At 64.9% G+C, this 22083-nt stretch carries 23 protein-coding genes, 1 tRNA gene and 2 pseudogenes; 10 read left to right on the top strand and 16 right to left on the bottom strand.

The genetic code is table 11. The features are described from left to right. Positions 1-7: 7 nt before the first annotated feature. The 3 genes from ugpE to C7T96_RS21275 form a co-directional block, all read right to left on the bottom strand. Complete coding sequence (gene ugpE / locus C7T96_RS21285; protein ID WP_106573324.1) at positions 8-907, bottom strand: sn-glycerol-3-phosphate ABC transporter permease UgpE; 900 nt, start codon at positions 905-907, stop codon at positions 8-10. Positions 908-914: 7 nt separating this feature from the next. Further along, positions 915-1796: an ABC transporter permease subunit gene (locus tag C7T96_RS21280; protein WP_106573270.1), complete on the bottom strand. Its 882-nt coding sequence runs from the start codon at positions 1794-1796 to the stop codon at positions 915-917. Positions 1797-1876: 80 nt separating this feature from the next. Next, positions 1877-3187 carry an extracellular solute-binding protein gene (locus C7T96_RS21275; RefSeq protein WP_106573269.1) on the bottom strand — a complete coding sequence of 437 codons (1311 nt, stop codon included), beginning with the start codon at positions 3185-3187 and terminating at the stop codon, positions 1877-1879. Between the two features lie 243 nt (positions 3188-3430). Between C7T96_RS21275 and C7T96_RS21270 the strand changes: the two genes are divergently transcribed. Next, a complete protein-coding gene (locus C7T96_RS21270) occupies positions 3431-3619 on the top strand; it encodes a hypothetical protein (RefSeq protein WP_146149223.1) in 189 nt (62 codons plus the stop codon). A 92-nt stretch (positions 3620-3711) separates the two neighbouring features. Here C7T96_RS21270 and C7T96_RS21265 read toward each other — a convergent pair. Beyond that, positions 3712-3788, bottom strand: a tRNA-Arg gene (locus C7T96_RS21265). A 178-nt stretch (positions 3789-3966) separates the two neighbouring features. Beyond that, on the bottom strand, positions 3967-5130 hold the full coding sequence (locus C7T96_RS21260) for a M20 aminoacylase family protein (protein WP_106573267.1): 1164 nt from the start codon (positions 5128-5130) through the stop codon (positions 3967-3969). Between the two features lie 247 nt (positions 5131-5377). On the opposite strand from C7T96_RS21260, the gene C7T96_RS21255 reads away from it, so the two are divergent. Beyond that, positions 5378-6436, top strand: a complete 1059-nt coding sequence (locus C7T96_RS21255) for a D-alanyl-D-alanine carboxypeptidase family protein (protein WP_106573266.1) — start codon at positions 5378-5380, stop codon at positions 6434-6436. Positions 6437-6446: 10 nt separating this feature from the next. Continuing rightward, positions 6447-7568 (top strand): GTP-binding protein, encoded by a 1122-nt coding sequence (locus tag C7T96_RS21250; RefSeq protein ID WP_106573265.1) that lies wholly within the window; start codon positions 6447-6449, stop codon positions 7566-7568. A 28-nt stretch (positions 7569-7596) separates the two neighbouring features. Here the strand turns inward: C7T96_RS21250 and C7T96_RS21245 are convergent, their stop codons facing one another. The 5 genes from C7T96_RS21245 to C7T96_RS24430 form a co-directional block, all read right to left on the bottom strand. Then, positions 7597-7833 (bottom strand): sulfurtransferase TusA family protein, encoded by a 237-nt coding sequence (locus tag C7T96_RS21245; protein ID WP_106573264.1) that lies wholly within the window; start codon positions 7831-7833, stop codon positions 7597-7599. Between the two features lie 10 nt (positions 7834-7843). Next, complete coding sequence (locus C7T96_RS21240) at positions 7844-9103, bottom strand: murein L,D-transpeptidase family protein (RefSeq protein WP_106573263.1); 1260 nt, start codon at positions 9101-9103, stop codon at positions 7844-7846. A 254-nt stretch (positions 9104-9357) separates the two neighbouring features. Beyond that, a complete protein-coding gene (locus tag C7T96_RS21235) occupies positions 9358-10308 on the bottom strand; it encodes an acetyl-CoA carboxylase carboxyltransferase subunit alpha (protein WP_106573262.1) in 951 nt (316 codons plus the stop codon). Between the two features lie 103 nt (positions 10309-10411). Further along, positions 10412-11326 (bottom strand): site-specific tyrosine recombinase XerD, encoded by a 915-nt coding sequence (locus C7T96_RS21230; RefSeq protein WP_106573261.1) that lies wholly within the window; start codon positions 11324-11326, stop codon positions 10412-10414. Between the two features lie 35 nt (positions 11327-11361). Then, positions 11362-11505, bottom strand: a complete 144-nt coding sequence (locus tag C7T96_RS24430) for a histidine kinase (protein WP_106573260.1) — start codon at positions 11503-11505, stop codon at positions 11362-11364. 143 nt (positions 11506-11648) lie between these two features. On the opposite strand from C7T96_RS24430, the gene C7T96_RS21220 reads away from it, so the two are divergent. Genes C7T96_RS21220 through C7T96_RS21210 form a run of 3 tightly spaced genes read left to right on the top strand, consistent with a single transcriptional unit; the run spans position 11649 to position 14634 of the window. Continuing rightward, positions 11649-12239 carry a shikimate kinase gene (locus C7T96_RS21220; protein WP_106573259.1) on the top strand — a complete coding sequence of 197 codons (591 nt, stop codon included), beginning with the start codon at positions 11649-11651 and terminating at the stop codon, positions 12237-12239. Next, positions 12236-13369, top strand: coding sequence for a 3-dehydroquinate synthase (aroB, locus tag C7T96_RS21215; RefSeq protein WP_245414204.1), 1134 nt, complete (start codon positions 12236-12238; stop codon positions 13367-13369). The genes C7T96_RS21220 and aroB overlap by 4 nt, the downstream gene beginning before the upstream one ends. After that, positions 13366-14634 carry an HlyC/CorC family transporter gene (locus tag C7T96_RS21210; protein ID WP_106573258.1) on the top strand — a complete coding sequence of 423 codons (1269 nt, stop codon included), beginning with the start codon at positions 13366-13368 and terminating at the stop codon, positions 14632-14634. Before aroB ends, C7T96_RS21210 begins: the two co-directional genes overlap by 4 nt. Before the next feature lie 11 nt (positions 14635-14645). Here C7T96_RS21210 and C7T96_RS21205 read toward each other — a convergent pair whose 3' ends face one another. Further along, positions 14646-14948: a BolA family protein gene (locus tag C7T96_RS21205; RefSeq protein ID WP_106573257.1), complete on the bottom strand. Its 303-nt coding sequence runs from the start codon at positions 14946-14948 to the stop codon at positions 14646-14648. Positions 14949-15066: 118 nt separating this feature from the next. Between C7T96_RS21205 and C7T96_RS21200 the strand changes: the two genes are divergently transcribed. The 4 genes from C7T96_RS21200 (at position 15067) to C7T96_RS21185 (ending at position 19696) form a co-directional block, all read left to right on the top strand. After that, the gene (locus tag C7T96_RS21200; protein WP_106573256.1) at positions 15067-15681 is read left to right on the top strand and encodes a J domain-containing protein; all 615 of its coding nucleotides are present in this window, start codon (positions 15067-15069) and stop codon (positions 15679-15681) included. 83 nt (positions 15682-15764) lie between these two features. Next, a complete protein-coding gene (gene cobS / locus C7T96_RS21195) occupies positions 15765-16751 on the top strand; it encodes a cobaltochelatase subunit CobS (protein WP_106573322.1) in 987 nt (328 codons plus the stop codon). A gap of 12 nt (positions 16752-16763) precedes the next feature. Further along, positions 16764-18668 (top strand): cobaltochelatase subunit CobT, encoded by a 1905-nt coding sequence (gene cobT / locus C7T96_RS21190; RefSeq protein WP_106573255.1) that lies wholly within the window; start codon positions 16764-16766, stop codon positions 18666-18668. A 62-nt stretch (positions 18669-18730) separates the two neighbouring features. Beyond that, the gene (locus tag C7T96_RS21185; RefSeq protein WP_238719764.1) at positions 18731-19696 is read left to right on the top strand and encodes an esterase-like activity of phytase family protein; all 966 of its coding nucleotides are present in this window, start codon (positions 18731-18733) and stop codon (positions 19694-19696) included. A 36-nt stretch (positions 19697-19732) separates the two neighbouring features. Here C7T96_RS21185 and C7T96_RS21180 read toward each other — a convergent pair whose 3' ends face one another. From C7T96_RS21180 to C7T96_RS21160, 5 genes and pseudogenes are all read right to left on the bottom strand, one after another. Next, on the bottom strand, positions 19733-20353 hold the full coding sequence (locus C7T96_RS21180) for a queuosine precursor transporter (RefSeq protein WP_106573253.1): 621 nt from the start codon (positions 20351-20353) through the stop codon (positions 19733-19735). A gap of 94 nt (positions 20354-20447) precedes the next feature. Beyond that, positions 20448-20747, bottom strand: a complete 300-nt coding sequence (gene rpmB, locus C7T96_RS21175) for a 50S ribosomal protein L28 (protein ID WP_106573252.1) — start codon at positions 20745-20747, stop codon at positions 20448-20450. 161 nt (positions 20748-20908) lie between these two features. Then, positions 20909-21421 (bottom strand): DUF4760 domain-containing protein, encoded by a 513-nt coding sequence (locus tag C7T96_RS21170; RefSeq protein ID WP_106573251.1) that lies wholly within the window; start codon positions 21419-21421, stop codon positions 20909-20911. 164 nt (positions 21422-21585) lie between these two features. Then, positions 21586-21732: pseudogene (locus C7T96_RS24100) on the bottom strand (IS1 family transposase); the annotation flags it as partial. A gap of 249 nt (positions 21733-21981) precedes the next feature. Next, positions 21982-22083: pseudogene (locus tag C7T96_RS21160) on the bottom strand (IS5/IS1182 family transposase); the annotation flags it as partial.

Below are 22083 nucleotides of genomic sequence, written 5' to 3'. Positions count from 1 at the left end.
GTTGCTCCTATTTGTCGCTCTCGGTCAGGCCCTTGATGAACCAGCTCTGGAACACCACCACGACGATGACGGGTGGCAGCATGGCGAGGACGGCGAGCGCCATCGCCTGACCGTATTCGGGAATTTGCGATCCGACCCAGACCTGGATGATCTGCTTGATGCCGCGCACGAGGGTGAAATAATCCTCGTTGGTGGTGATCAGGGTCGGCCACAGATATTGGTTCCAGCCGTAGACGAACATGATGATGAAGATGGCGGCGATCATCGTGCGGCTGAGCGGAAGCAGAATGTCGCGGAAGAATTTCAGCGGCCCCGCGCCGTCGATGCGCGCCGCCTCGATCAGCTCGTCGGGCACGGATTTGAAGAACTGGCGGAAGAAGAACGTTCCGGTCGCCGAGGCCACCAGCGGCACGATCAGGCCGGTATAGGTGTTGATCAGTCCCATCGACTGCACGATCTCGTAGGAGGGCAGGATACGCACCTCGAGCGGCAGGAGCAGGGTGACGAAGATCGCCCAGAAGGCGAATTCGGCCAGGGGAAAGCGGAAATAGACGATCGCGTAGGCGGCCATCATCGAAAGCACGATCTTGCCGACGGCGAAACCCAGGCCGAGGATCATCGAATTGAGCATCATCGTGGTGCCGTTGACCGCGCCGGAAAAGCCGAGACCGTCGAACATCACGGTCGCGTAATTGTCGACCAGGCTGGTGCCGGGCAGCGCCTGGACGCCGCCGGTGTGGATCGTCACGGCGTCGTGGGTCGAGGTCATGAAGGCGAGGAAGACCGGCACGAGCATGAAGGCCGCGCCGGCGATCAGGATGGCGTGGTCGAAGACCGGGCCCCATTTGAAGGCCGGCCTGTGGCTTGCCGGCGCAAGCGGCCGGGCGGTGGAAACGGCGTCGCTCATCTGGGCCTCACGCATAATGCACGCGGCGTTCCATGAAGCGGAACTGCACGACGGTGAGTGCGAAGACGACGATCATCAAAATGACCGACTGCGCCGAGGAGCCGCCGAGATCGTTGCCGCGGAACCCGTCGAGGAAAACCTTGTAGACCAGCGTGACGGGGTTGTTGCCCGGTTCGTTCTTGGTCATCAGGTCGATCAGCCCGAACGTGTCGAACAGCGCGTAGGTGATGTTGATCACCAGCAGGAAAAAGGCGGTCGGGGTCAGCAGCGGCAGCGTCACGGTGAAAAACCGCCGCAGGCCAGACCGACAGTCGATCAGGGCTGCCTCGCGCACCGCGCGCGGGATCGACTGCAGGCCGGACAGAAAGAAGATGAAGTTGACCGCCACCTGGTACCAGACCGCGGTCGCGATCATGGCAAAGGCGGTGTCGTAGTAATTGACCCCGATGCGCAGGTTCCAGCCGAACCAGGACGCGATGTCGACGAACGGGCCGACATGCTGGTCGAACAACAAAATGCCGAGCAGGCCGGCGACCGGGGGCGCTATGGCGTAGACCCACATCAGGAGCGTGCGGTAGGTTTTGGCGCCGCGCAGCACCGCGTCGGCCTTGACGGCGAGCAGCAGCGCGATGGCGAGCGCAAAGAAGGCGACGAGCGCGGTGAACCAGACGGTGAAGCTCGCCACGCGGCGATATTCCGCGCTCGACAGCACATCGGCATAGTTGTCGAGGCCGACGAAGGTCGCGCTGAAGCCGAACGGATCCTCGAGAAAGAAGGACGAGCGCACCGCCTCGCCGGCGGGCAGGTAGAAAAACACCGCAACGACGACCATCTGCGGCAGCAGGAACAGATAGGGCACGATCGAATGGCCGAACCGGACCTTGTCCATGGCGCGGGACTCCGTTGCCGGGAAAGGAAGGGGCGCAGCCGCTGCCGGATGCGCCCCGCTATCGGGAAGGGAGCCGTTGTTTAGCTACCGGTCTTGGCGAAACGCTCGAGAAGCTGGTTGCCTTCGGCCTCGATCGTCTTGAACGCCTCGTCCACGGTGGTCTCGCCGGTGAACAGCTTGCCGTATTCGCGGTTCATCACGTCGCGGATCTGGACGTAGAAACCCATGCGGTAGCCCTTGGTCCACTCGCCGGCCTTCATGTTGAGCTGCTGGATGCCGATTTCGGCCTGCGGCACCTCGTCGTAATAACCCTGCTGCTTGGCGCGCTCATAGGCGGCGTTGGTGATCGGCACGTAGCCGGTGCTCTTGTGCCACATCATCTGCACTTCGGGAGAGGTCAGGTATTCGAAGAACTTGGCGGTCGCCTTGTTCTCTTCCTCGGATTTGCCGGCCATGGCAAACAGCGCCGCGCCGCCGATGAAGGTCTGGTAGCCCTCCTCGCCGCCGATCGCTTCCCAATAGGGCAGCGGCACGGCGCCGAACGGCATGGCGGCCGATTTGGTCAGGCCGCCGAAGGAACCCGACGAACCGACCCACAGCGCGACCTTGCCCTGCTCGAAGGGGGTCTGGTTGTCGCCCCAGCCGGTGCCGTACCATTCGAAATGGCCGTCCTCTTTCCACGCGGCGAGCTTGGCGAACATCATCTTCAGCCCGTCGGTGTTGACCAGCAGCTTGGTGCCCTCGGCGCCGTCATAGCCGTTGTTGTTGGTGGCGAAGGGCAGGTTGTGGCGGGAGAAGAAATTCTCGGTGAATTCCCACGGCAGATGCGACTGCACCAGCGGGATGTAGCCGGCTTGCTTGAGCTTGGGCGCGATCTGCTCGAACTCTTCCCAGGTCTTGGGGGCCTCGACGCCGGCCTTTTCCAGGGCCTCGGTGTTGTAATACATGATCGGCGCGGACGAATTGAACGGCATGCCGATCATCTTGCCGTCGCTGTCGGCGTAGAAATAGCGCACGCCGGAGATGTAGTCCTCGATATCGAAGGACGCGCCGGCGCCCTCGAGCAGATCCTGGACCGGCTTCACCGCGCCCTTGGCGCCGATGACGGTGGCCGCGCCGGCGTCGAAGACCTGGAGGATGTTGGGCTGTTCGCCGGCGCGGAAGGCGGCGATGCCGGCGGTCAGCGCCTCTTCGTAGGTGCCTTTGAACACGGGGGTCAGAACGACCTCGTCCTGCGAGGCGTTGAAATTGGTGGCGATCTCGTTGACGGTCTCTCCGAGCGCGCCGCCCATCGCGTGCCACCAGGAAATCTCGGTGACGGCAAAGGCGGAACTGGCGGAAAGGAGCGACAGTCCGGCCGCGAGACCCGCGGCGATACCAAAGGGCTTCATGAGGCTCTCCCTGAATTGGGTTGGCGAAAGTTCCAGCACTTTCAGCCAATCGCCTATCGGCAGCGCATGACAGTCCGGCTACGGTTTTGTTGCAACGCGATGAAATCCACAGTCGGTCCGGCGGACCGTTTGCGCCGGAAAAGCGCCTGTCGCGCCGCCGGACACCGCGTTCACGAAAAATTAGTGTCTGTCAGATTTCGGCCAATTTCTGCGGCTTCAATGCCGGGCAAGGAGGAGGTTGCGATGCAGACCCAGTCCCGGAATATTCCCTACAGCGCCTTTCTGGCCGCCAAGGCGGCTTGCGAATGCCCGGGCGAGATCAAGCGCTTTTTGGAAGAGAAGCGACTTCCGGCGGCATGGCATCTGGAGCTCGGTCCGGTGGCGCCGGCGCGGAATGACGACGATGACGCCGTCGTCATGACGATCAACTGACCGCGACCCTTCTCTGAAATCTGCGGCGCCGCGTAATCGCGTCCCCAGCGGCTCGGGACGCCGCCCCGCGTCCGGAATTGACCTTGAGAAACTGGTGATCCCGGCAGGATTCGAACCTGCGACCCTCAGATTAGGAATCTGATGCTCTATCCTGCTGAGCTACGGGACCCCGCCGCCCTCATAGCGGTTTCGCGCCGCTTCGCCAACCGTTTTGGCTGCGCGGTCTCGGCCATGGCGTGGTCTTCGGCGCCGCCGTCGCGCCGCCGGTTAGACGATGGGGGAGGCGGCGTCGACGCATGCCCTGTGGCGCGATCGGCGTTTTTGGGCCAACCGGCGCAGGCCCCGCTTCAGGCGGCGAGCGCCTTTTCCGTCAGCCGCACCCAATAGGAAATACCGTGCGGGATCGCCTCGTCGTTGAAGTCGTAGGCGGGGTGGTGGAGATTGGCGGTGTCGCCATTGCCGACGAAGATGAACGAGCCGGGCCGGGCTTCCAGCATGTAGGAAAAATCCTCGCCGCCCATCATCGCGGGCATCTGCGGGTCGACCTTGGCGTCGCCGGCGACGTCGCGCGCCACGTCGACGGCGAAATCGGTCTCTTCGGCATGGTTGAAGGTGACGGGATAGTTGCGGTCGTAGTGGATATTCGCCTCCGCCCCGCTCGCCACCGCGATGCCGGTCACCAGCGCGCGGATGCGCTCCTCGGCCAGGTCGGCGGTCTCGCGACGCAGCGTGCGCACCGTGCCGGCGATCTCGGCCGTTTCGGGAATGACGTTGTAGGCGTCGCCGGCGTGGAATTTCGTCACCGAGACGACCAGCGCGTCGACGGGGTCGGCGCTGCGCGAGGCGATCGACTGCATCGCGCCGACGATCCGGCTGGTGACGACGATCGGGTCCACCGTCTGGTGCGGAAAGGCGGCGTGCCCGCCCTTGCCCTTGATGGTGATGGTGAATTCCGCGGTCGAGGCCATGATCGGTCCGGGCCGGGTGGCGAACTGGCCGACGGGCAGGCCCGGCGCATTGTGCATGCCGAAGACGCGCTCGATGCCGAAGCGCTCCATCAGCCCTTCCTTGACCATGACGCGGCCGCCGCCGCCGCCTTCCTCCGCCGGCTGGAAGATGACCGCCACCGTGCCGTGGAAATTGCGGGTCTCGGTCAGGTATTTGGCCGCGCCGAGCAACATGGCGGTATGGCCGTCATGGCCGCAGGCGTGCATCTTGCCGGGGGTTTCGGAGGCGTGCGGAACGCCGCTCGCCTCGTTGATCGGCAGCGCGTCCATGTCGGAGCGCAGCCCGATCGTCGGCCCGTCGCCCAGGCGCCCGCGGATGAGGCCGACGACGCCGGTCTTGGCGATCCCGGTGGCGACCTCGTCGCACCCGAACTCGCGCAGCTTGTCGGCCACGAAGGTCGAGGTTTCGAACAGGTCGAAATTCAGCTCCGGCCTGCGGTGCAGCTGGCGCCGCCATCCACTGACTTCCTCCTGAAGCTCGGCCGCGCGGTTGAGTATTGGCATTCCTTAGGCTCCCACTCCACATCAAGGCGCAAATCCGCCCCGTCGCGCCGGTCCCGGCCGGCTTTGCCATCATGGCGTCACATGCGCTAAATAAGACCCGCCGACGCTCGGCCAGGCGTCCCGTTCCGCCTTGCGGGCCTGTCGGGACCGGGCGAAGGTAGCGCAAATCCCTGGAGAGGCCATAGTGAAATCGACACGGAATTGGGCGAGGCGTCTCGTAAATCCCGCGTGGCTGCTGGCGGCTTCCATGGTGTGGACGGCATCGCCGGCACAGGCGGGGCCTTCGATCGTCGTCGACTTGAAGTCGGGCAAGGTGCTGGCCCAGGAGGAGGCGTTTCGGCGCTGGTATCCGGCCTCGCTGTCGAAGCTGATGACGGCCTATGTCGCCTTTCGCGCCATCAAGGCCGGCGAGGTGACGCTGAAATCGCCGGTGACGATCTCCAAGAACGCGGCCAAGGAACCGCCGAGCAAGATGGGCTACAAGCCCGGCTCGGTGCTGACCCTTGACAACGCAATCAAGATCATCATGGTCAAGTCGGCCAATGACGTCGCCACGGCGATCGCCGAAAGCATCGCCGGGTCCGAAAAGGCCTTCGCCACGCGCATGAATGCGGAATCGCGCCGTTTGGGCATGAGCGGTTCGCACTGGGTCAATGCGCACGGGCTGCACGACGACGAACAATACACGACGGCACGCGACATGGCGTTTCTGGCCTTGGCGATCCGTCGGGAATTTCCCGAAAATGTCGGCTATTTCGCGATCGAGGGGCTGGCGGCCGGCAAGGTGAAGCTGCCCAACCACAACACGCTGATCGGCCGGTTCGACGGTGCCGACGGCATGAAGACCGGCTTTACCTGTCCGGCCGGCTTCAATCTCGTGGCCTCGGCGACTCGCGAGGGGCGCACGATCATCGCCGTGCTGGTCGGCGAAGCGTCCGTCTCGCAACGGGCCGAGAAGGCGGCGCAGTTGCTGGAGGACGGGTTCAAACGCAACCAATCCTTCGCCTCGTCGCTGGCCGCGCTGCCGGTCGGCGGCGGCATGCTCGCCGAGGCGACGAACATGCGCCCGGTGATCTGCACCGAGGAAGCGCGCAAGCAGCGGGCCGAAAACCGTGACGAGGACGGCAGCATGATCATCCGCTCGCCCTATATCCGCGATCTTGATCGCGAGCCGCGCCTGGTCGCCGTCGGTCTCGGCGGCGCGACGGGTCCGAAATCGCCGGCGGCGGCGGTCGAATACGCCAACGTGCCCATTCCCACGCCGCGTCCCGACTACAAGCCGGCAACGCAAACGGCGGTGCAATAGCGGCTTGGACATGGACCCGCAGAACGCTCCCCGCCAGCCCGTTCCCGTCAGCGTGCTCACCGGATTTCTCGGTGCGGGCAAGACGACGTTGCTCAACCGGCTCCTGAAGGCGCCGGACATGGCCGGAACCGCGGTCATCATCAACGAGTTCGGCGACGTGCCGATCGACCATCTCCTGGTCGAGCAGGCCTCCGACGGCATCATCGAACTGTCCGACGGCTGCCTGTGCTGCACCGTGCGCGGGGAACTGGTCGACACGCTGGCCGATCTCGCCGACCGGGTGCAGACCGGCCGGCTGGCCCCGCTCGCGCGCGTCGTCGTCGAGACCACCGGGCTCGCCGACCCCTGCCCGGTGCTGCAGTCGATCATGGCGCATCCGGCGCTGTTGGCCGCCTATCGGCTCGACGGGGTGATCGCGGTCGCCGACGCGCTCAACGGCGAGGCCACGCTCGACGCGCATGAGGAGGCGGTGCGCCAGGTCGCGGTGGCCGACCGGATCGTGCTGACCAAGACGGACCTGGCTTCCGCCGAAGCGGTGGCGTCCTTGCGCGCGCGGCTGGCGCGGCTCAATCCCGGCGCGCCGATCCTCGATGCGGCCGGCGGCGAGGCGGATGTCGGATCCTTGTTCGATTGCGGGCTCTACGACCCCTCGACCAAGAGCGTCGATGTCGAACGATGGCTGCGCGCGGTCGCGGCCGATGATCATCACCACGACCACGCCGACGACGGGCACGGGCACGATCACCACCATGCGCACGATCATCGTTTCGAGACGTTTTCGCTGACGCTGGACCGGCCGATCGCCTTCGCGGCGGTGGCCAATTTCCTCGACCTCCTGCGTTCCACGCATGGCGAAGGCCTGCTGCGCATGAAGGGCATCGTCGAGACGGTCGAGGAGCCGGAGCGGCCGTTGGTCATTCACGGCGTGCGGCGCTTCCTGCATCCGCCGGTGCGGCTTGCCGCCTGGCCCGACGACAGGCGCGGGACACGGCTGGTGCTGATCACCAAGGATGTGCCGCAGGATTATGTACGCCGCCTGTTCGACGCCTTCGCGGAGCGGCCGGGGATCGATACCCCCGATCGCCGCGCGCTGGAGGACAATCCGCTCGCGATCGGCGGATACCGGCCCTGAAGGAGGCGGTGCGCCGCCGGTGAGGGCGCTACCCGCCCCGTTCGATCAGGAAGCGGTGGCCGCCGCCTTGTGCGGCCTCGCTCGACATCAGCCGGTGCCCGGCCTCGGCGCAAAAGGCGGGAATGTCGATCACCGCGAGCGGATCGGTGGTTTCCACCCACAGCCATGCGCCGGCCTGCATGCCCTCCAGCCGTTTGCGGGTCCGCAGGACGGGCAGCGGGCATTGCAGGCCTCTCAGATCGTAGACATCCGTGGCAGCGGACATGGCCGCGGCGTCAGCTTCCGAAAAGATTGGTAAAGCGCTTGCGTACCGAGCCGAGCATGCCCGGATCGTCCTGCGGGGCGGCCTCGGCAGGGGCCGCGGCGGCGCGCTCGGCCGCTTCGGCCTCTTCCTTCTCGGCGGCTTCGGCGGCAGCCTTGGCCTCGGCGGCGCGGCGCACGGCTGCGGCCTTTTCCTCCTCGGCCTTGCGCTTGGCCGCCTTTTCGGCGTCGATTGCGGCCTGGCGGCGGCCGGCGGGCGAATCGATGCGTCCCATCACCGAGGTGGTGACCACGGTGCCGTCCGGCGACAGCGACGGCGGCTCGACCGGCACGCGCTCGCCGCGGGCGCGGCGACGGGTCCAGTCGGCAACCAGATCGGCTTCCTTGAGACCGGCGATCGAAGCTTTCGGCGCCTCGCCGCCGCCCCGAGCGGTATGGGTGGCGAAGGCCGCCTCGTAGTTCGAACGATAGCTTTGAAAGGCCGTCATCAGCGCTTCGGGCTGAACGCTCGGCGGGCATGCGCCGGTGGGCGAAAAGGCGGCGCCGCCTTCGGTGGTGCGATTGAACACATAACGCTTCTCGCACACGTCGACCTTGGGCGGCACCTTGGTGATCTCGAAATGGTCGTAGCCTTCCTTCAGCATCGTCCAGAACGTGTAATTCGGGTCGTTGCGATAACGCGCCATGTTGCGCGCCGTCATGCGGAACGGGAAGGCCTGGATCTGAAACTCGCGCTGCCCGCCGCGAAAGGCGTCCCTGGCGAGCGCGTAGATCTCCTCCATCTCCTTGTCGTTCATGGAATAGCAGCCCGCCGACGAACAGGCGCCGTGCACCATCAGATGCGACCCGGTGCGGCCATTGGCGCGGTCATAGGTGTTCGGATACCCGATGTTGAAGGCGAGATGGTAGTTCGAACGCGGGTTCATCTGCGCCGGCTTGACGGTGTAGAACCCTTCCGGCGCCTGCCGGTCGCCCTCGGTGAATTTGGGCCCCAGCTTGCCAGACCATTTGCAGATCTCGTAGGTGGCAAGCAGGTCGTAGCGGCCGTTGGCCTTCTGCTTCCAGACTTCGAGCTCGCCTTCCTCCTTGAAGACACGGGCCATGACCGGCGAATTGCGGTTCATTCCCTTGGCCTTCATCTCCGAAATGAGACGCGCCGGCACCGGCCTTTCGGCTTTGCCGCTGGCCGATTGCAGGGTTGATTCCGTGCACCCGGCTAGCGCCAATGCCAGCGCCGCGACAAGCAATCCCCCACGTGTCAGGCTCAAGATCATCGGTGTTTGGCTACCTACAAGCATCGCTTCGGGTGCGGCCGCGTCTGGCGCGGCCACGCATTCGGCGCACGTTAAGGTCGTTAACCTTGAAAAAACCTTACCACAAGGTCCGTCCCGCGTGCCTCACGCGCTTGTCATTGACGGCCAAGACTTGGCGATTTTGTGGCGAAGCGGGGCCAAATCGCGTCGTTTGCGGTTCGCGGCGACCGTTTTCCGGCCCGTCGACAGCGCAAACCCGCCGCAGCCGAGGCGGATCAGATCGATCGGCCGATGGCGAGGAACTTTTCGCGCCGGTGCTCGCGACAGTCCATATCGGCGCCGGCCAGTTCCTCCAGGGCGGTCGCAATCTGCTTGCCGGCCGCCTCGATCACGCTTTCGGGGCCGCGATGGGCGCCGCCCACCGGCTCCTGGATGATGCCGTCGATGATCTTCATCTCGAGCAGGTTCTGCGCGGTGATCTTCATCGAGGTGGCGGCGTCCTTGGCGCGCGTGGAATCATGCCACAGGATCGAGGCCGCACCTTCCGGCGAGATCACCGAATAGATCGAATGTTCCAGCATGTAGACCTTGTTGGCCGTGGCGATCGCGATCGCGCCGCCGGAGCCGCCTTCGCCGATCACCACCGACACGACCGGCACCCGCAGGGCCAGCGAGGCGGAAATCGAGCGTGCGATCGCCTCGGCCTGGCCGCGCTCCTCCGCGCCCACGCCCGGATAGGCGCCGGCCGTGTCGACCAGCGTCACCAGGGGCACGTCGAAGCGGTCGGCGAGGTTCATGATGCGGACGGCCTTGCGATAGCCCTCGGGCCTGGCCGAGCCGAAATTGTGTTTCAGCCGGCTTTTGGTATCGGCGCCCTTTTCCTGGCCGAGAACCGCCACTGGCTGGCCGTTGAAGCGGGCGAACCCGCCGATGATGGCGTTGTCCTCGCCGAAACTGCGGTCGCCGGCCAGCGCGGTGAAATCGGTGAACAGGTGCTTGACGTAGTCGAGGCAATGCGGCCGGTCGGGATGGCGCGCGACCTGGGTCTTTTGCCAGGGCGTCAGCGCCCGGTAGGCTTCTTTCAAGGCATCGGCGGCGCGTTTTTCCAGGCGTGCGATCTCGTCGGCCACGTCAACGGCTTCACCGCTTTCGTTGAGCTTCTTCAATTCGAGGATCTTGCCCTCAAGATCCGCGACGGGTTTTTCGAAGTCGAGATAATTGTACATTCGCTGTGGATCAGCCGTGCTCACGATACGCGAAAAAGGCGCTCAACCGGTCGTTGTCGACCGGTTCCGGCGCCGGACTGGCCCTCACATAACGTTCGCGGGTCTAATCGGCAAGCGGATGATGGTCGTTGACCAGCCGCACCAGGCGTTCTTCCAACACATGGGTGTAGATCTGCGTCGTCGAAATGTCGGCGTGGCCGAGCAATTGCTGAACCGCGCGCAGATCGGCACCGTTTTGCAGCAAATGGCTGGCAAAGGCGTGACGGATCACGTGCGGTGATATTTTCGACGATGCGATGCCGGCCCGCGCGGCCAGTGCTTTCAACTCGCGGGCGAATGCCTGCCGGGGCAGATATCCGCTCGCCGAGGCGGCGGGAAACAAAAACGCACTGTCGGCGGTGCTTTTGCCGGCGGCGCGGGCGTCGAGCCACGTTTTCATCGCCCGGCGCGCGCCGTCCGTCAGCGGCACCATGCGCTGCTTGCCGCCCTTGCCGCGAACCACGAAGAACCGGTCGTCGCGCAGCGCCACGCTGAGCGGCAGCGCGACCAGTTCCGAAACCCGCAGGCCGGTCGCGTAGAGCGTCTCGACAAGCGCATGCAGGCGGATGGCCGCGACAGGCGCCACGCCCGGCGGCGGGTTTGCCGCCTCGGCCGCCGCCAGATCGAGCAGCCGCCCGGTCTCGGCTTCGCTGAGAATTTTGGGCAAGGCCGCTGTCCTGCGCGGTGCGCTCGCGGTTCCGGTCGGGTCGTCCGTGCGCCATCCCTCGCCATAGAGAAAGCGGAAAAACTGACGCAGGGCGGACAGTTTACGGGCCTGGGTCGAGGGCGCGAACCCCCGGGCCGCGACCGATTCCAGATAGGCGTGGATGGCGGCGGCATCGGCATCGGCAAGGCCGCCGGTCATGTCGCCATGGGCTTCCTCGAGGTCGCGCCGATAGGCGTCGAGCGTGTTGGCGCTGGCGCCGCGCTCGGCGCTCATCATTTCCAGAAAGGCTTCGATCGCGGCCTGGCTGTTCATCGCGTCCCGTTCCGGAAGGTCGCCGGTGCCTGACCCTAGGGGTTGAGCTTCTCAGGCGGAATCCTGACCGACATCTCGCCCTTCCTGGGTTCCACGAATGTGGCCAGCGCGAACATCGCTCCATATGCGATGCCAACCAGGACCGCTATGGTCACCAAGAACCGAAAAAGGGTCGGCATTCGCCCAGAAATTCCCCAATACTGTGCCCGCCCGCCTACTTATGCTTTGGCAAGGGGGCGAATTCAACCCCGGCGCAGATGCGCACAACCGCTTGACGCCTTCACGGTTTTCATGTGCATACGCGCGGCGAAGGAACTGTTTCATGACGACCGCGCCGAATGCCGTCGAAACCAGGCTGCGAGAGCTGCTCGGCAAGAAGACGATTGTTTTCACAGGGCTGATGGGCGCGGGCAAGACGGCTATCGGGCGAAAGGTCGCGCAGATGCTCGATCTGCCGTTCATCGACAGCGATCACGAGATCGAGGCCGTGTCGCGCCTGTCGGTGGCCGATCTGTTCGCGCTTTATGGCGAAAGCGAATTCCGCTCACTCGAACGCAGGGTGATCGCACGGCTGCTCGACGAGGGCGGGCGCGTCGTGTCGACGGGCGGCGGCGCTTTCATGAACGCGCAGACACGACAGGCGATCGCGGAGCGCGCGGTGTCGATCTGGCTCAAGGCGGATCTGGACGTGTTGATGGAACGGGTCATGAAAAACCGGCACCGTCCGCTGCTGAAAAACGCCGATCCGAGGGCCGTGATGGACCGACTGATGGCGGAGCGCTACCCGGTCTATGCCTTGGCCGACGTCACCGTCCAGTCGCGCGACGAACCGAAGGATGTGATCGCGCAGGAAGCGCTTGTCGCGCTGCTGCGGCATCTGGAAGCCGGAAAGGACAAGGAGGGCGCGCAATGATGCAGGACGCCGCGAACATGCCGGTTACGCGCGTCGAGGTCGGTCTCGGCGCGCGCGCCTACGACATTCTGATCGGCCCCGGGCTGGTCGCGCGGGCCGGTGACGAGATCGCGCGCCGGACGGCCGGCGTGCGCTGCGCGGTGATTACCGACAAAAACGTCGCCGCCGTCCATCTCGATGCGCTTGCCGACAGCCTTGCCCGAGCCGGGATAGACCAGAGCGTCATCACGCTCGATCCAGGCGAGAAAACCAAGAGTTTCGGACCGTTCGAGCAGGTCGTCGACGCCTTGCTGGAGGCCCGCCTCGAGCGCGGCGACCTGGTGATCGCGCTCGGCGGCGGCGTGATCGGCGACCTGGCCGGCTTCGCCGCCGGCGTCGTGCGGCGCGGGATGGGCTTTGTCCAGGTGCCGACCTCGCTGCTGGCGCAGGTCGATTCCTCCGTCGGCGGCAAAACGGGCATCAACACCGCCCGCGGCAAGAACCTGGTCGGCGTGTTCCACCAGCCGCGCCTGGTGCTTGCCGACACGGCCGTGCTCGACACGCTGCCGGCGCGCGAATTCCGTGCCGGCTATGCCGAGATGGTCAAATACGGGCTGATCGACCGGCCCGGCTTTTTCGACTGGCTGGAAAAAAACTGGCGCGCGGTGTTTTCGGGCGGTGCGGCGCGGGCCGAGGCGATCGCGGAATCGTGCCGGGCCAAGGCGGCGATCGTGGCCCGCGACGAGACCGAGGCGGGCGAGCGCGCGCTGCTCAATCTCGGCCACACGTTCGGTCACGCGCTCGAGGCCGCCACCGGGTATGACGGCGAAAGACTGGTGCACGGCGAGGGCGTCGCGATCGGCATGACGCTGGCGCATCGCTTCTCGGTACGGCTCAACCAGTGCAGCGCCGACGCCGCCGCCAGGGTGGAGGCGCATCTGGCGGCCGTCGGCCTGCCGACGCGCATGGCCGATATTTCCGGGCAGCTTCCGGACGCCGAGACATTGCTCGCCTATATTATGCAGGACAAGAAGGTCTCGCGCGGCGCGCTGACCTTCGTCCTGACCCGCGGCATCGGCCAGTCCTACATCGCCAAGGACGTGCCGGCTGCGGAAGTGCTGTCCTTTCTCAGGGAGAACCATCCGGGATGACATCCGAATTGTGGGTGACTGGTGCCGTCATCCTTTTCCTGATCATGCTGTCCTTTTTGTTTTCGGGCAGCGAAACCGGCATGACGGCGGCCTCGAAGGCGCGGCTGCATTCGCTCGCGGCCGGAGGCCATGTCCGCGCCGGGATCGTCGAAAAGCTGATCGAGCGCAAGGACCGCCTGGTGGGCGCGCTGCTGATCGGCAACAATCTGGTCAACATCCTGGCCTCGGCGCTGACGACCAGTCTTTTTCTCAGGCTGTTCGGCGAGGCCGGCGTGGTCTACGCCACGCTGATCATGACGGCGATGCTGGTGATCTTCGCGGAAATCCTGCCGAAATCGCTGGCGCTGTTCCGGCCCGAGCAATTCGCGCTGACGGTGTCGCCGTTCGCGCGCGCCGTGGTTTTCGTGTTCGGCCCGGTGTCCTCCGCGGCCAATGTCGTCGTGCGCGGCATCCTGGTGCTTTTCGGCATCAACCTGGCCCGGGACGCGCCGATGGTGTCGGCGCACGACGAATTGCGCGGCACGGTCGAGGTTCTGCATCGCGAGGGCGCCTTCATCAAGCAGGAGCGCGACCGGGTCGGCGGGCTGCTGGATCTCGCCGAGCTCGAAGTCTCCGACGTGATGATCCATCGCACCGGCATGCGGCTCGTCAATGCCGACGATCCGCCGGACGTGGTGGTGCGCGAGATCCTGCAAAGCCCCTACACGCGCATTCCGGTCTACCGGCAGTCGACCGACAACATCGTCGGCGTGGTCCACGCCAAGGATCTCCTGCGCGCCCTGCACGATGTCGACAACGACCCGCGGCGCGTCGACATCCTCAAAGTGGCGAGCAAACCCTGGTTCGTTCCGGACACCACGACGCTGCACGACCAGCTCAACGCCTTCCTGCGCAAGAAGGCGCATGTGGCGATCGTGGTCGACGAATATGGCGAGGTCGAGGGGCTGGTGACGCTGGAGGACATCATCGAGGAGATCGTCGGCGAGATCGCCGACGAGCACGATGTCGACGTTCAGGGCGTCAAGCAGGAGGCGGACGGCTCGGTCGTGGTCGACGGGTCGGTGCCGATCCGCGACCTGAACCGCGCGCTCGACTGGAACCTGCCGGACGAGGAGGCGACGACGATCGCCGGGCTGGTGATCCACGAGGCGCAGTCGATCCCTGAGGAAAAACAGGCCTTCACCTTCCACGGCAAACGCTTCATCGTCATGAAGCGCAACAAGAACCGGATCGTGAAGCTGCGGGTGCGCGAGGCCGAGAAATAGCGCTCGTTGCGTCAGCGCCGGGTCTTTTCTCCCGGCGCCGTCGGCTCGATGGCGAGCGCGTGCAGGCCGGCGCGCAGTTCCTCGGCCAGCGCCTCGTTGACGGCGCGGTGGCGCTCGACCCGGCTCATGCCGGCGAAAACCTCCGACACGATGCGGATGCGGAAATGGGTTTCGCCGCTGCCGTCGAAGACGGCCTCGTGGCCGCCGTCGAGATGGTGATGGCCGGCATGAAGATGGCTTTCGTTGAGGACGTCCAGGCTTTCGGGCGAAAACCGTGCGCGCAGCTTGGTCTCGATCGCTGATTGAAGGCTCATGCGGGATCTCCTGTGCGGTCGGTTTCGGGCCGGAATGCGCAAATCACCGGGGTAGGGGCAACCTTGCGCAAATGTCAATTCTTGTTTCCGGGGCCGAAGCCACCATAATCGGGCAGGTATGAAACTGGATTCGAAACTCTTTGACCGCATTCGCGTCCGCCCCGATCCCGAGGCGGAGGTGAAGTCGGCTGCGCCGCGCTGCCAGTGGGACGGCTGTGGCGAGGCCGGCCTGCACCGCGCGCCGGTCGGACGTCTGCGCGAGGGCGAGTATTTCTGTTTCTGCCTGGATCACGTGCGCCAGTACAACAAGGGCTACAATTATTTCTCCGGCCTCGCCGACAGCGAAGTCGCGCGCTATCAGAAAGAGGCGCTGACCGGCCACCGCCCGACCTGGGCGATGGGCGCGAAATCCGCCTCCCGGTCGAGCCCCGATATCGCCGACAAGCGGTCCGGTCGGGCCGGTTACTATCGGCGGGTGCGCGATCCGTTCAACCTTTTCGGCGATGCCGAGCCGTCGCGGCCGCGCGTGCGCAAGGCCAAGCCGCTTGAGGCCAAGGCGCTGGAAACGCTTGGGCTTGACGAGAAAGCGACTGGCGCGGACATCAAGGCGCGCTATAAAGAACTCGTAAAGCGCCACCATCCGGATGCGAATGGCGGCGACCGGGGTTCGGAAGACCGGTTCCGCGACGTGATCCAGGCCTACCGGGTGCTCAAACAATCCGGTTTCTGTTGAAGCCAAGGTCTGGTAAGCACTGCCCCCGAATTCGTGAGAAACAAACGGCGACGCCCGAAGGCTTGCGGCGCGCTGGAGGCATGATGAACAAGATCGATCGCGACATCGCCAATCTTCCCGATACGACCATCTCGGTGAAGGACACGTTCGGCTTTTCCTCGGACATGGTCGTGCCCGCCTATTCGGCCGCCGATCAGCACGTCCCCGACGTGGATCCCGACTATCTCTTCGACCGGGACACCACGCTCGCCATCCTGGCCGGCTTCGCCTTCAACCGCCGCGTCATGATCTCGGGCTATCACGGTACCGGCAAGTCGACCCATATCGAGCAGGTCGCGGCCCGCCTCAACTGGCCGTGCGTGCGCGTCAATCTCGACAGCCATGTCAGCCGTATCGATCTCGTCGGCAAGGACGCGATCGTGCTCAAGGACGGCAAGCAGGTGACGGAGTTCCGCGACGGCATCCTGCCTTGGGCCTACCAGCATAATGTCGCCCTGTGTTTCGACGAATACGACGCCGGCCGCCCGGACGTGATGTTCGTCATCCAGCGCGTGCTGGAATCGTCGGGGCGCCTGACCCTGCTCGACCAGAGCCGCGTCATCCGGCCGCATCCAGCCTTTCGCCTGTTCGCGACCGCCAACACGGTCGGCCTCGGCGATACGACCGGGCTCTATCACGGCACGCAGCAGATCAACCAGGCGCAGATGGACCGCTGGTCGATCGTCACCACGCTCAACTATCTGCCGCACGACAACGAGGTCGAGATCGTGCTGGCCAAGGCCAAGCACTATCGCAACGACAAGGGCCGTGACATCGTCAACAAGATGGTGCGGGTGGCCGACATGACGCGCTCGGCCTTCATGAACGGCGACCTGGCGACGGTGATGAGCCCGCGCACGGTGATCACCTGGGCCGAAAACGCCGAGATCTTCGGCGATGTCGGCCATGCCTTCCGGCTCACCTTCCTCAACAAGTGCGACGAGCTGGAGCGGGCTCTCGTGGCCGAGTTCTACCAGCGCGCCTTCGGCGAGGAGCTGAAGGAATCGGCCGCCAACGTGGTTTTGGGGTGATACGGAACACGCATGGCGGGTCCAGGCGACAACCAGCGCAGCGGCAAACCCAGGACGGCGGGCGAGGCGGAAGCCTTCAAGCGCGCCGTGTCGGTGTGCATGCGCGCCATTTCGGGGGACGGTGAGCTCGAGGTCGCGTTCGCAAAGGACAAGCCGGCGCTCGCCGGCCACCGGGCGCGCCTGCCCGACCTGACCAAGCGGCCGACGGCGAACGAGCTGTCGGTAACGCGGGGTATCGGCGATTCGATGGCGCTTCGGCGCGCCTGCCACGACAATGCCGTGCACACCCGGCTGGCGCCCGAAGGCAAGCAGGCGCGCGCCGTGTTCGACGCCGTCGAGCAGGCCCGGGTCGAGGCGATCGGCGCGCGCGCGATGACCGGCGTCGGCGACAATCTGGCGCTGATGCTGGAGGACAAATATTCCAAGGCCAATCTGGGGGCCGTGGCCGAGCAGGCCGATGCGCCGATCGAGGAGGCGATCGCGCTGATGGTGCGCGAGAAACTGACCGGCCGGGCGGCACCGCGCAGCGGCGAACGGCTGGTCGATCTGTGGCGCGACTGGATCGAGGACAAGGCCGGCGCCGATATCGAGCGGCTTGCCGGCGACCTGGAAGACCAGACGGCATTCGCCCGCACGGTGCGCGACATGCTGGTGTCGATGGAAATGGCCGAGGAACTGGGCGACGAGGAGGAAACCCAGGAGAGCGAGGACAACGAGGAACCGCCCGAGGGCGAGGACCAGAGCGAGGAAGGCGACGACCAGGATCAGGGCAGCGAGGATTCGCAGTCCGACGACAGCGAGGCCTCAGACGAGGACCAGGAGGCGGGCGAAAGCGAAGCGACCGACGCCACCTCCGACGACCTGTCCGATGAGGATGTCGACGACGCCGAGACGCCCGGCGAGGCGAAGCGTCCGGACCTGCCCTACACGTCGCTTCCGCCGGATTTCGACTACAAGGTGTTCACCACGTCCTTCGACGAGACGATCGGCGCGGAGGAGCTGTGCGAGGAGGAGGAGCTTGAGCGGCTGCGCGCCTTCCTCGACAAGCAACTCGCCAATCTGCAGGGCGTGGTCGGCCGGCTCGCCAACCGGCTGCAGCGCCGGCTGATGGCGCAGCAGAACCGGTCCTGGGATTTCGACCTAGAGGAAGGCTATCTCGACACGGCGCGGCTGATGCGCGTGGTGATCGATCCGATGCAGCCGCTGTCGTTCAAGCAGGAGCGCGACACCAATTTCCGCGACACGGTGGTCACGCTGGTGCTGGACAATTCCGGCTCCATGCGCGGGCGCCCGATCACGGTGGCGGCGACCTGCGCCGACATTCTCGCGCGCACGCTCGAGCGGTGCGGCGTTTCGGTCGAAATCCTCGGCTTCACCACGCGGGCCTGGAAAGGCGGGCAGGCGCGCGAGAAATGGCTGAAGGACGGCAAGCCCGCCAATCCGGGCCGGCTCAACGATCTGCGCCACATCATCTACAAATCCGCCGACGCGCCATGGCGGCGCGCGCGCCGCAATCTCGGCCTGATGATGCGCGAGGGGCTGCTGAAGGAAAACATCGACGGCGAGGCGCTCTTGTGGGCGCATAACCGCCTGATCGGCCGGCGCGAGCAGCGTCGCATCCTGATGATGATTTCCGACGGCGCGCCGGTCGACGATTCCACCTTGTCGGTCAATCCGGGCAATTATCTCGAACGGCATCTGCGCGCCGTGATCGAGATGATCGAGACGCGCTCGCCGGTCGAACTGATCGCGATCGGCATCGGGCACGACGTGACGCGCTATTACCGCCGCGCCGTCACCATCGTCGACGCCGAGGAACTTGCCGGCGCCATGACCGAGCAGCTTGCCGCGCTGTTCGAGGAGGAAAACGGTCAGGGCGATCGCCGTGGCGGGGCCGCGATGCGGCGGGCGGGCTGACGGTCTTGGCCAGGCGCGGGCTTCGGGCGGTCCGGTTCGCGGCCGGTCTCGCGATCGTCGGCTTGGCGTTTCCCGTCGACGTGCGGGCGCAGCCGGCGCCGGTGGAGCGGGCCGAGATCAGTGCGCGGCCGATCCATCAATTCAAGCTCGGTTCCGGCGAAACCCGTTTCGGTTCGCTCGAATTCGTCGGCGGGCTGGAGCTCGGCTCGGGCTCCTGGAATTTCGGCGCCATGTCGGCGATCCGTTTCCTCGACCCGGGCCAGCGTTTCGTCGGTGTGACCGATACCGGCTTCTGGTATTTCGGCCGCCTCGTTCGGGATGAGGCGGGCCGTCCCTCCGGTTTCGCCGATTTCACCCTGCAGCAGATGGTGGACGACCAGGGCGATGTCATCGGCCGCAAATGGACCACCGACGCCGAGGGGCTGGCCGTAAACGGCGACGAGGCGACGGTCGGCTTCGAGCGAGCGCACCGCATCTCGGTGTTCCGGCTGACGCCGAAGGACATGAAGGGCCCGCTGCGCGATCTCGACTTTCTGGTGCCGGCCCACGAGCTGCGGCGCAATCGCGGTTTCGAAACCGTGCTCTATGCGCCGGCCGAGGGGCGGCATGAGGGCGCGCGCATCGTCATTTCCGAAAAGAGCCTCGACAGGAAAGGCGACATCTTCGGCGCGATCCTCGAAGGACCGACCAAGGGTATTTTCACTGTCCGGCGCAGCGGCGATTTCGACATCACCGACGGCGCCTTCCTGCCGGACGGCGATCTGTTGCTGTTGGAGCGCAGCTACTCGGTCGCCAAAGGCGTGGCGATCCGGCTGAAACGCATCGAGGGCGACAGCATCGGCAAGGGCAAGGTGGCCGACGGCCCCGTGCTGCTCGAAGCCGATATGGGCTACCAGATCGACAATATGGAAGGGCTCGACGTGTGGCGGCGCGCCGACGGCGCCGTCATGGTGTCGCTGATTTCCGACGACAACCACTCCATCCTGCAGCGTAATCTCTACCTGGAATTCCGCCTGCACGAGGAGTGACGGGCGGCGCGTTTCGCGCGCGCGCCGCGTGTCGGCCTATCTGGCCGCTGGGACGGGCTTCAGCACCGAAAGCAGCGCGCCGTAAGGCGCCAGCATGACAAGCCCGACGCCGATCTTGACGGCGAAATCGCCTAGCGCCAGCGACACCCATAGCGGCACCTGCCAGCCCAGAAAGGCGACGGGAAAGGCAAGCGACCCGTCCTCCATGCCGAACAGGGCGTCGAGGCCTGCGAAAGCCCCGGCAAAGGCGATCGAGAAGAACAGCACCGTGTCGAGCATCGAGCCGAGCACGGTTGAGACGAACGGCGCCTGCCACCAGGCGTTCTTGCGCAGCCGGTCGAAGACCGCGACGTCGAAGAACTGGGCGGCCAGGAAGGCGCTGCCCGACGCGATCGCGATGCGCGGCGTCGCGAGCCAGATCGACAGCGCAACGGCGAGCACGAAGCCCGCAAGCACCACCTTGCGGGCGGCGAGCGGGCCGAAGCGTCGGTTGGTCAGATCGTTGACCAGAAAGGCGACGGGATAGGTGAAGGCGCCCCAGGTGAGAATCTCCTCGAGCCCGAAATGGGCGAAGGGCAACTGAACCAGATAGTTGGAGGCGGCGACGACAGCGGTCATCGCGAGCACGAAAGGGGCAATGGAGGTCATGCGGGTCATTTTTTTAGCCTGGGTGATGGAACCAGTGGGCGCCGTGGCGGCTTGCGTCACGGCGCCCAAGTAAGGCGGTTGTCCCCCGCCTGGAAAAATTAGCTCAGGCCGATGCCGGCGCCTCGTCGAGCTTCTTGACGATCTGCTTTTTCAGCAGGCGCGCCTTGGGCGACAGTTCGGTGGTGTCGGCCTTGAGCAGGAAAGCGTCCAGCCCGCCGCGATGCTCGACTGTGCGCAGCGCACTCGCCGACACGCGCAGGCGCACGTTGCGGTTCAGCGCTTCCGACATCAGCGTCACGTTGACGAGATTGGGCAGGAAACGGCGACGCGTCTTGTTGTTGGCGTGGCTTACATTGTTGCCGTAGAGCACGGACTTGGTGGTCAGTTCGCAAGCGCGGGACATAATTCGTACCTTCGGTTCGACACCGGCCAAAATCCAAACCGCACCATCATCATGGCGCGCGGACGTTTCAGGGCGGCCTCTCGGAAAAGTCGGCCTCCCATAGTGGCATTTGCACGGATCGTCAAGCGTTGGCGCGCGTGTGGAGTGTCTCAGTTTGAAAATTAGCAGTGCTTCGCTTCGTCGGGCGTTGCCCACTTTTTTGCGAGCTTTTCAAACTCTTGATAGATGCGCGGGTTGTAGTCGCTTTGGTATCGGGAGACGAAGCCCTTGCAGGCAATCCAGTCTTTGACCGCCGTGGTGCGGCACCAGTCCTTGTATATGGCTTCCTCATAGGCATTCTTTTTGATGCCGATCGCCATCACCTCATACATGTTGAGAATAAAGCGAATGTCTGCCGCCTGCTCGCTGGCGAGCTGGGCTGGGGCGGCATACTGTTCCATTGCCCCATCCTGCTTTAGCTTCACGAACCGCTTTCGCGCTTCGAGCATGTCGCTATCGGTTTGCTCTTTGACGATAAAATCCAACACCGCACGCTGACGTGCAATCGCTCGGTTGGTCCGTATCATCCACGCTACACAGGCGGCAGATACAAGAATGGCCCCAGCTTGGATGATGGGGCCAATCCAGAAAGCAATAGATGTGACGGTCAATGCCTCTGACGGCTCAACCGGCATTGTTCGTTAGCCTCCGAAACCTTCTCGCTTCATAACAACCTCCGTGGATCGTTGAGACGCATCATTGTCCAAGCCCGCCCATTTTGCAACGCACATTCTAGCAAAGCGTAAAGGGCGATTTGGTTCCCTGTTAAATAGGAGTGGATTTGGCAACAAAAAGGCACTCAGGCCCGTTTTTTATAAGGCCCGCGCGGCCCCGGCTTCGGCGCAACCGCGTCCATCATCGCGACCAGATCGTCCATTGACCAGAGCTTGTCAGTCACGCCTGCTGCGATTGCAGGAGTCATGCGCAGCGTCTTGTGCATTTTGATGCGGCAAGGCGGCTAACGGTAGGCGGCAATGTCCTTTGGCATGCCATGTGCGCCGAATGGGTAAAAAGGTGCGTGAAAGAAGAGGATTACGGGCCGGTTCGGCAGTACATAGGAGATCGCTTGGCGGCGCTTTAGTCGCTGCTCCACTGCTTCTGTGCAGCCTTCCGCGCGATCTCCGTGGGCCGTTCGGGCGTCATGGTCTCCGCGCGCCTCTTTCCGCCCTTCGCGCCTAGGCTCAGGACTCATTGATCAAAGCCAGAAGATGACGGTGGCTGCGATGCAGATGGCGGAGAAGAAGGTGTGGGCACACCGGTCATAGCGTGTTGCGATACGCCGCCAGTCCTTGAGTTT

Source organism: Nitratireductor sp. StC3 (assembly GCF_003015025.1).
In the GTDB taxonomy this organism is placed as follows: Bacteria; Pseudomonadota; Alphaproteobacteria; order Rhizobiales; family Rhizobiaceae; genus Mangrovimarina; species Mangrovimarina alexandrii.
Note: the sequence above shows the minus strand (reverse complement) of the source record. Positions and strands in the feature narration are given on the sequence as shown.

Bases quoted from the DNA above. Each gene is read 5' to 3' on its own strand.
- C7T96_RS21275 (WP_106573269.1), bottom strand. From the start codon at position 3,187: ATGAAGCCCTTTGGTATCGCCGCGGGTCTCGCGGCCGGACTGTCGCTC.
- cobT (WP_106573255.1), top strand. From the start codon at position 16,764: ATGGCGGGTCCAGGCGACAACCAGCGCAGCGGCAAACCCAGGACGGCG.
- cobS (WP_106573322.1), top strand. From the start codon at position 15,765: ATGAACAAGATCGATCGCGACATCGCCAATCTTCCCGATACGACCATC.
- C7T96_RS21180 (WP_106573253.1), bottom strand. From the start codon at position 20,353: ATGACCCGCATGACCTCCATTGCCCCTTTCGTGCTCGCGATGACCGCT.
- C7T96_RS21245 (WP_106573264.1), bottom strand. From the start codon at position 7,833: ATGTCCGCTGCCACGGATGTCTACGATCTGAGAGGCCTGCAATGCCCG.
- C7T96_RS21240 (WP_106573263.1), bottom strand. From the start codon at position 9,103: ATGATCTTGAGCCTGACACGTGGGGGATTGCTTGTCGCGGCGCTGGCA.
- aroB (WP_245414204.1), top strand. From the start codon at position 12,236: ATGATGCAGGACGCCGCGAACATGCCGGTTACGCGCGTCGAGGTCGGT.
- C7T96_RS24430 (WP_106573260.1), bottom strand. From the start codon at position 11,505: ATGCCGACCCTTTTTCGGTTCTTGGTGACCATAGCGGTCCTGGTTGGC.
- C7T96_RS21280 (WP_106573270.1), bottom strand. From the start codon at position 1,796: ATGGACAAGGTCCGGTTCGGCCATTCGATCGTGCCCTATCTGTTCCTG.
- C7T96_RS21205 (WP_106573257.1), bottom strand. From the start codon at position 14,948: ATGAGCCTTCAATCAGCGATCGAGACCAAGCTGCGCGCACGGTTTTCG.
- C7T96_RS21230 (WP_106573261.1), bottom strand. From the start codon at position 11,326: ATGAACAGCCAGGCCGCGATCGAAGCCTTTCTGGAAATGATGAGCGCC.
- ugpE (WP_106573324.1), bottom strand. From the start codon at position 907: ATGAGCGACGCCGTTTCCACCGCCCGGCCGCTTGCGCCGGCAAGCCAC.
- C7T96_RS21260 (WP_106573267.1), bottom strand. From the start codon at position 5,130: ATGCCAATACTCAACCGCGCGGCCGAGCTTCAGGAGGAAGTCAGTGGA.
- C7T96_RS21210 (WP_106573258.1), top strand. From the start codon at position 13,366: ATGACATCCGAATTGTGGGTGACTGGTGCCGTCATCCTTTTCCTGATC.
- C7T96_RS21235 (WP_106573262.1), bottom strand. From the start codon at position 10,308: ATGTACAATTATCTCGACTTCGAAAAACCCGTCGCGGATCTTGAGGGC.
- C7T96_RS21255 (WP_106573266.1), top strand. From the start codon at position 5,378: ATGGTGTGGACGGCATCGCCGGCACAGGCGGGGCCTTCGATCGTCGTC.
- rpmB (WP_106573252.1), bottom strand. From the start codon at position 20,747: ATGTCCCGCGCTTGCGAACTGACCACCAAGTCCGTGCTCTACGGCAAC.
- C7T96_RS21200 (WP_106573256.1), top strand. From the start codon at position 15,067: ATGAAACTGGATTCGAAACTCTTTGACCGCATTCGCGTCCGCCCCGAT.
- C7T96_RS21220 (WP_106573259.1), top strand. From the start codon at position 11,649: ATGACGACCGCGCCGAATGCCGTCGAAACCAGGCTGCGAGAGCTGCTC.
- C7T96_RS21250 (WP_106573265.1), top strand. From the start codon at position 6,447: ATGGACCCGCAGAACGCTCCCCGCCAGCCCGTTCCCGTCAGCGTGCTC.
- C7T96_RS21270 (WP_146149223.1), top strand. From the start codon at position 3,431: ATGCAGACCCAGTCCCGGAATATTCCCTACAGCGCCTTTCTGGCCGCC.
- C7T96_RS21170 (WP_106573251.1), bottom strand. From the start codon at position 21,421: ATGCCGGTTGAGCCGTCAGAGGCATTGACCGTCACATCTATTGCTTTC.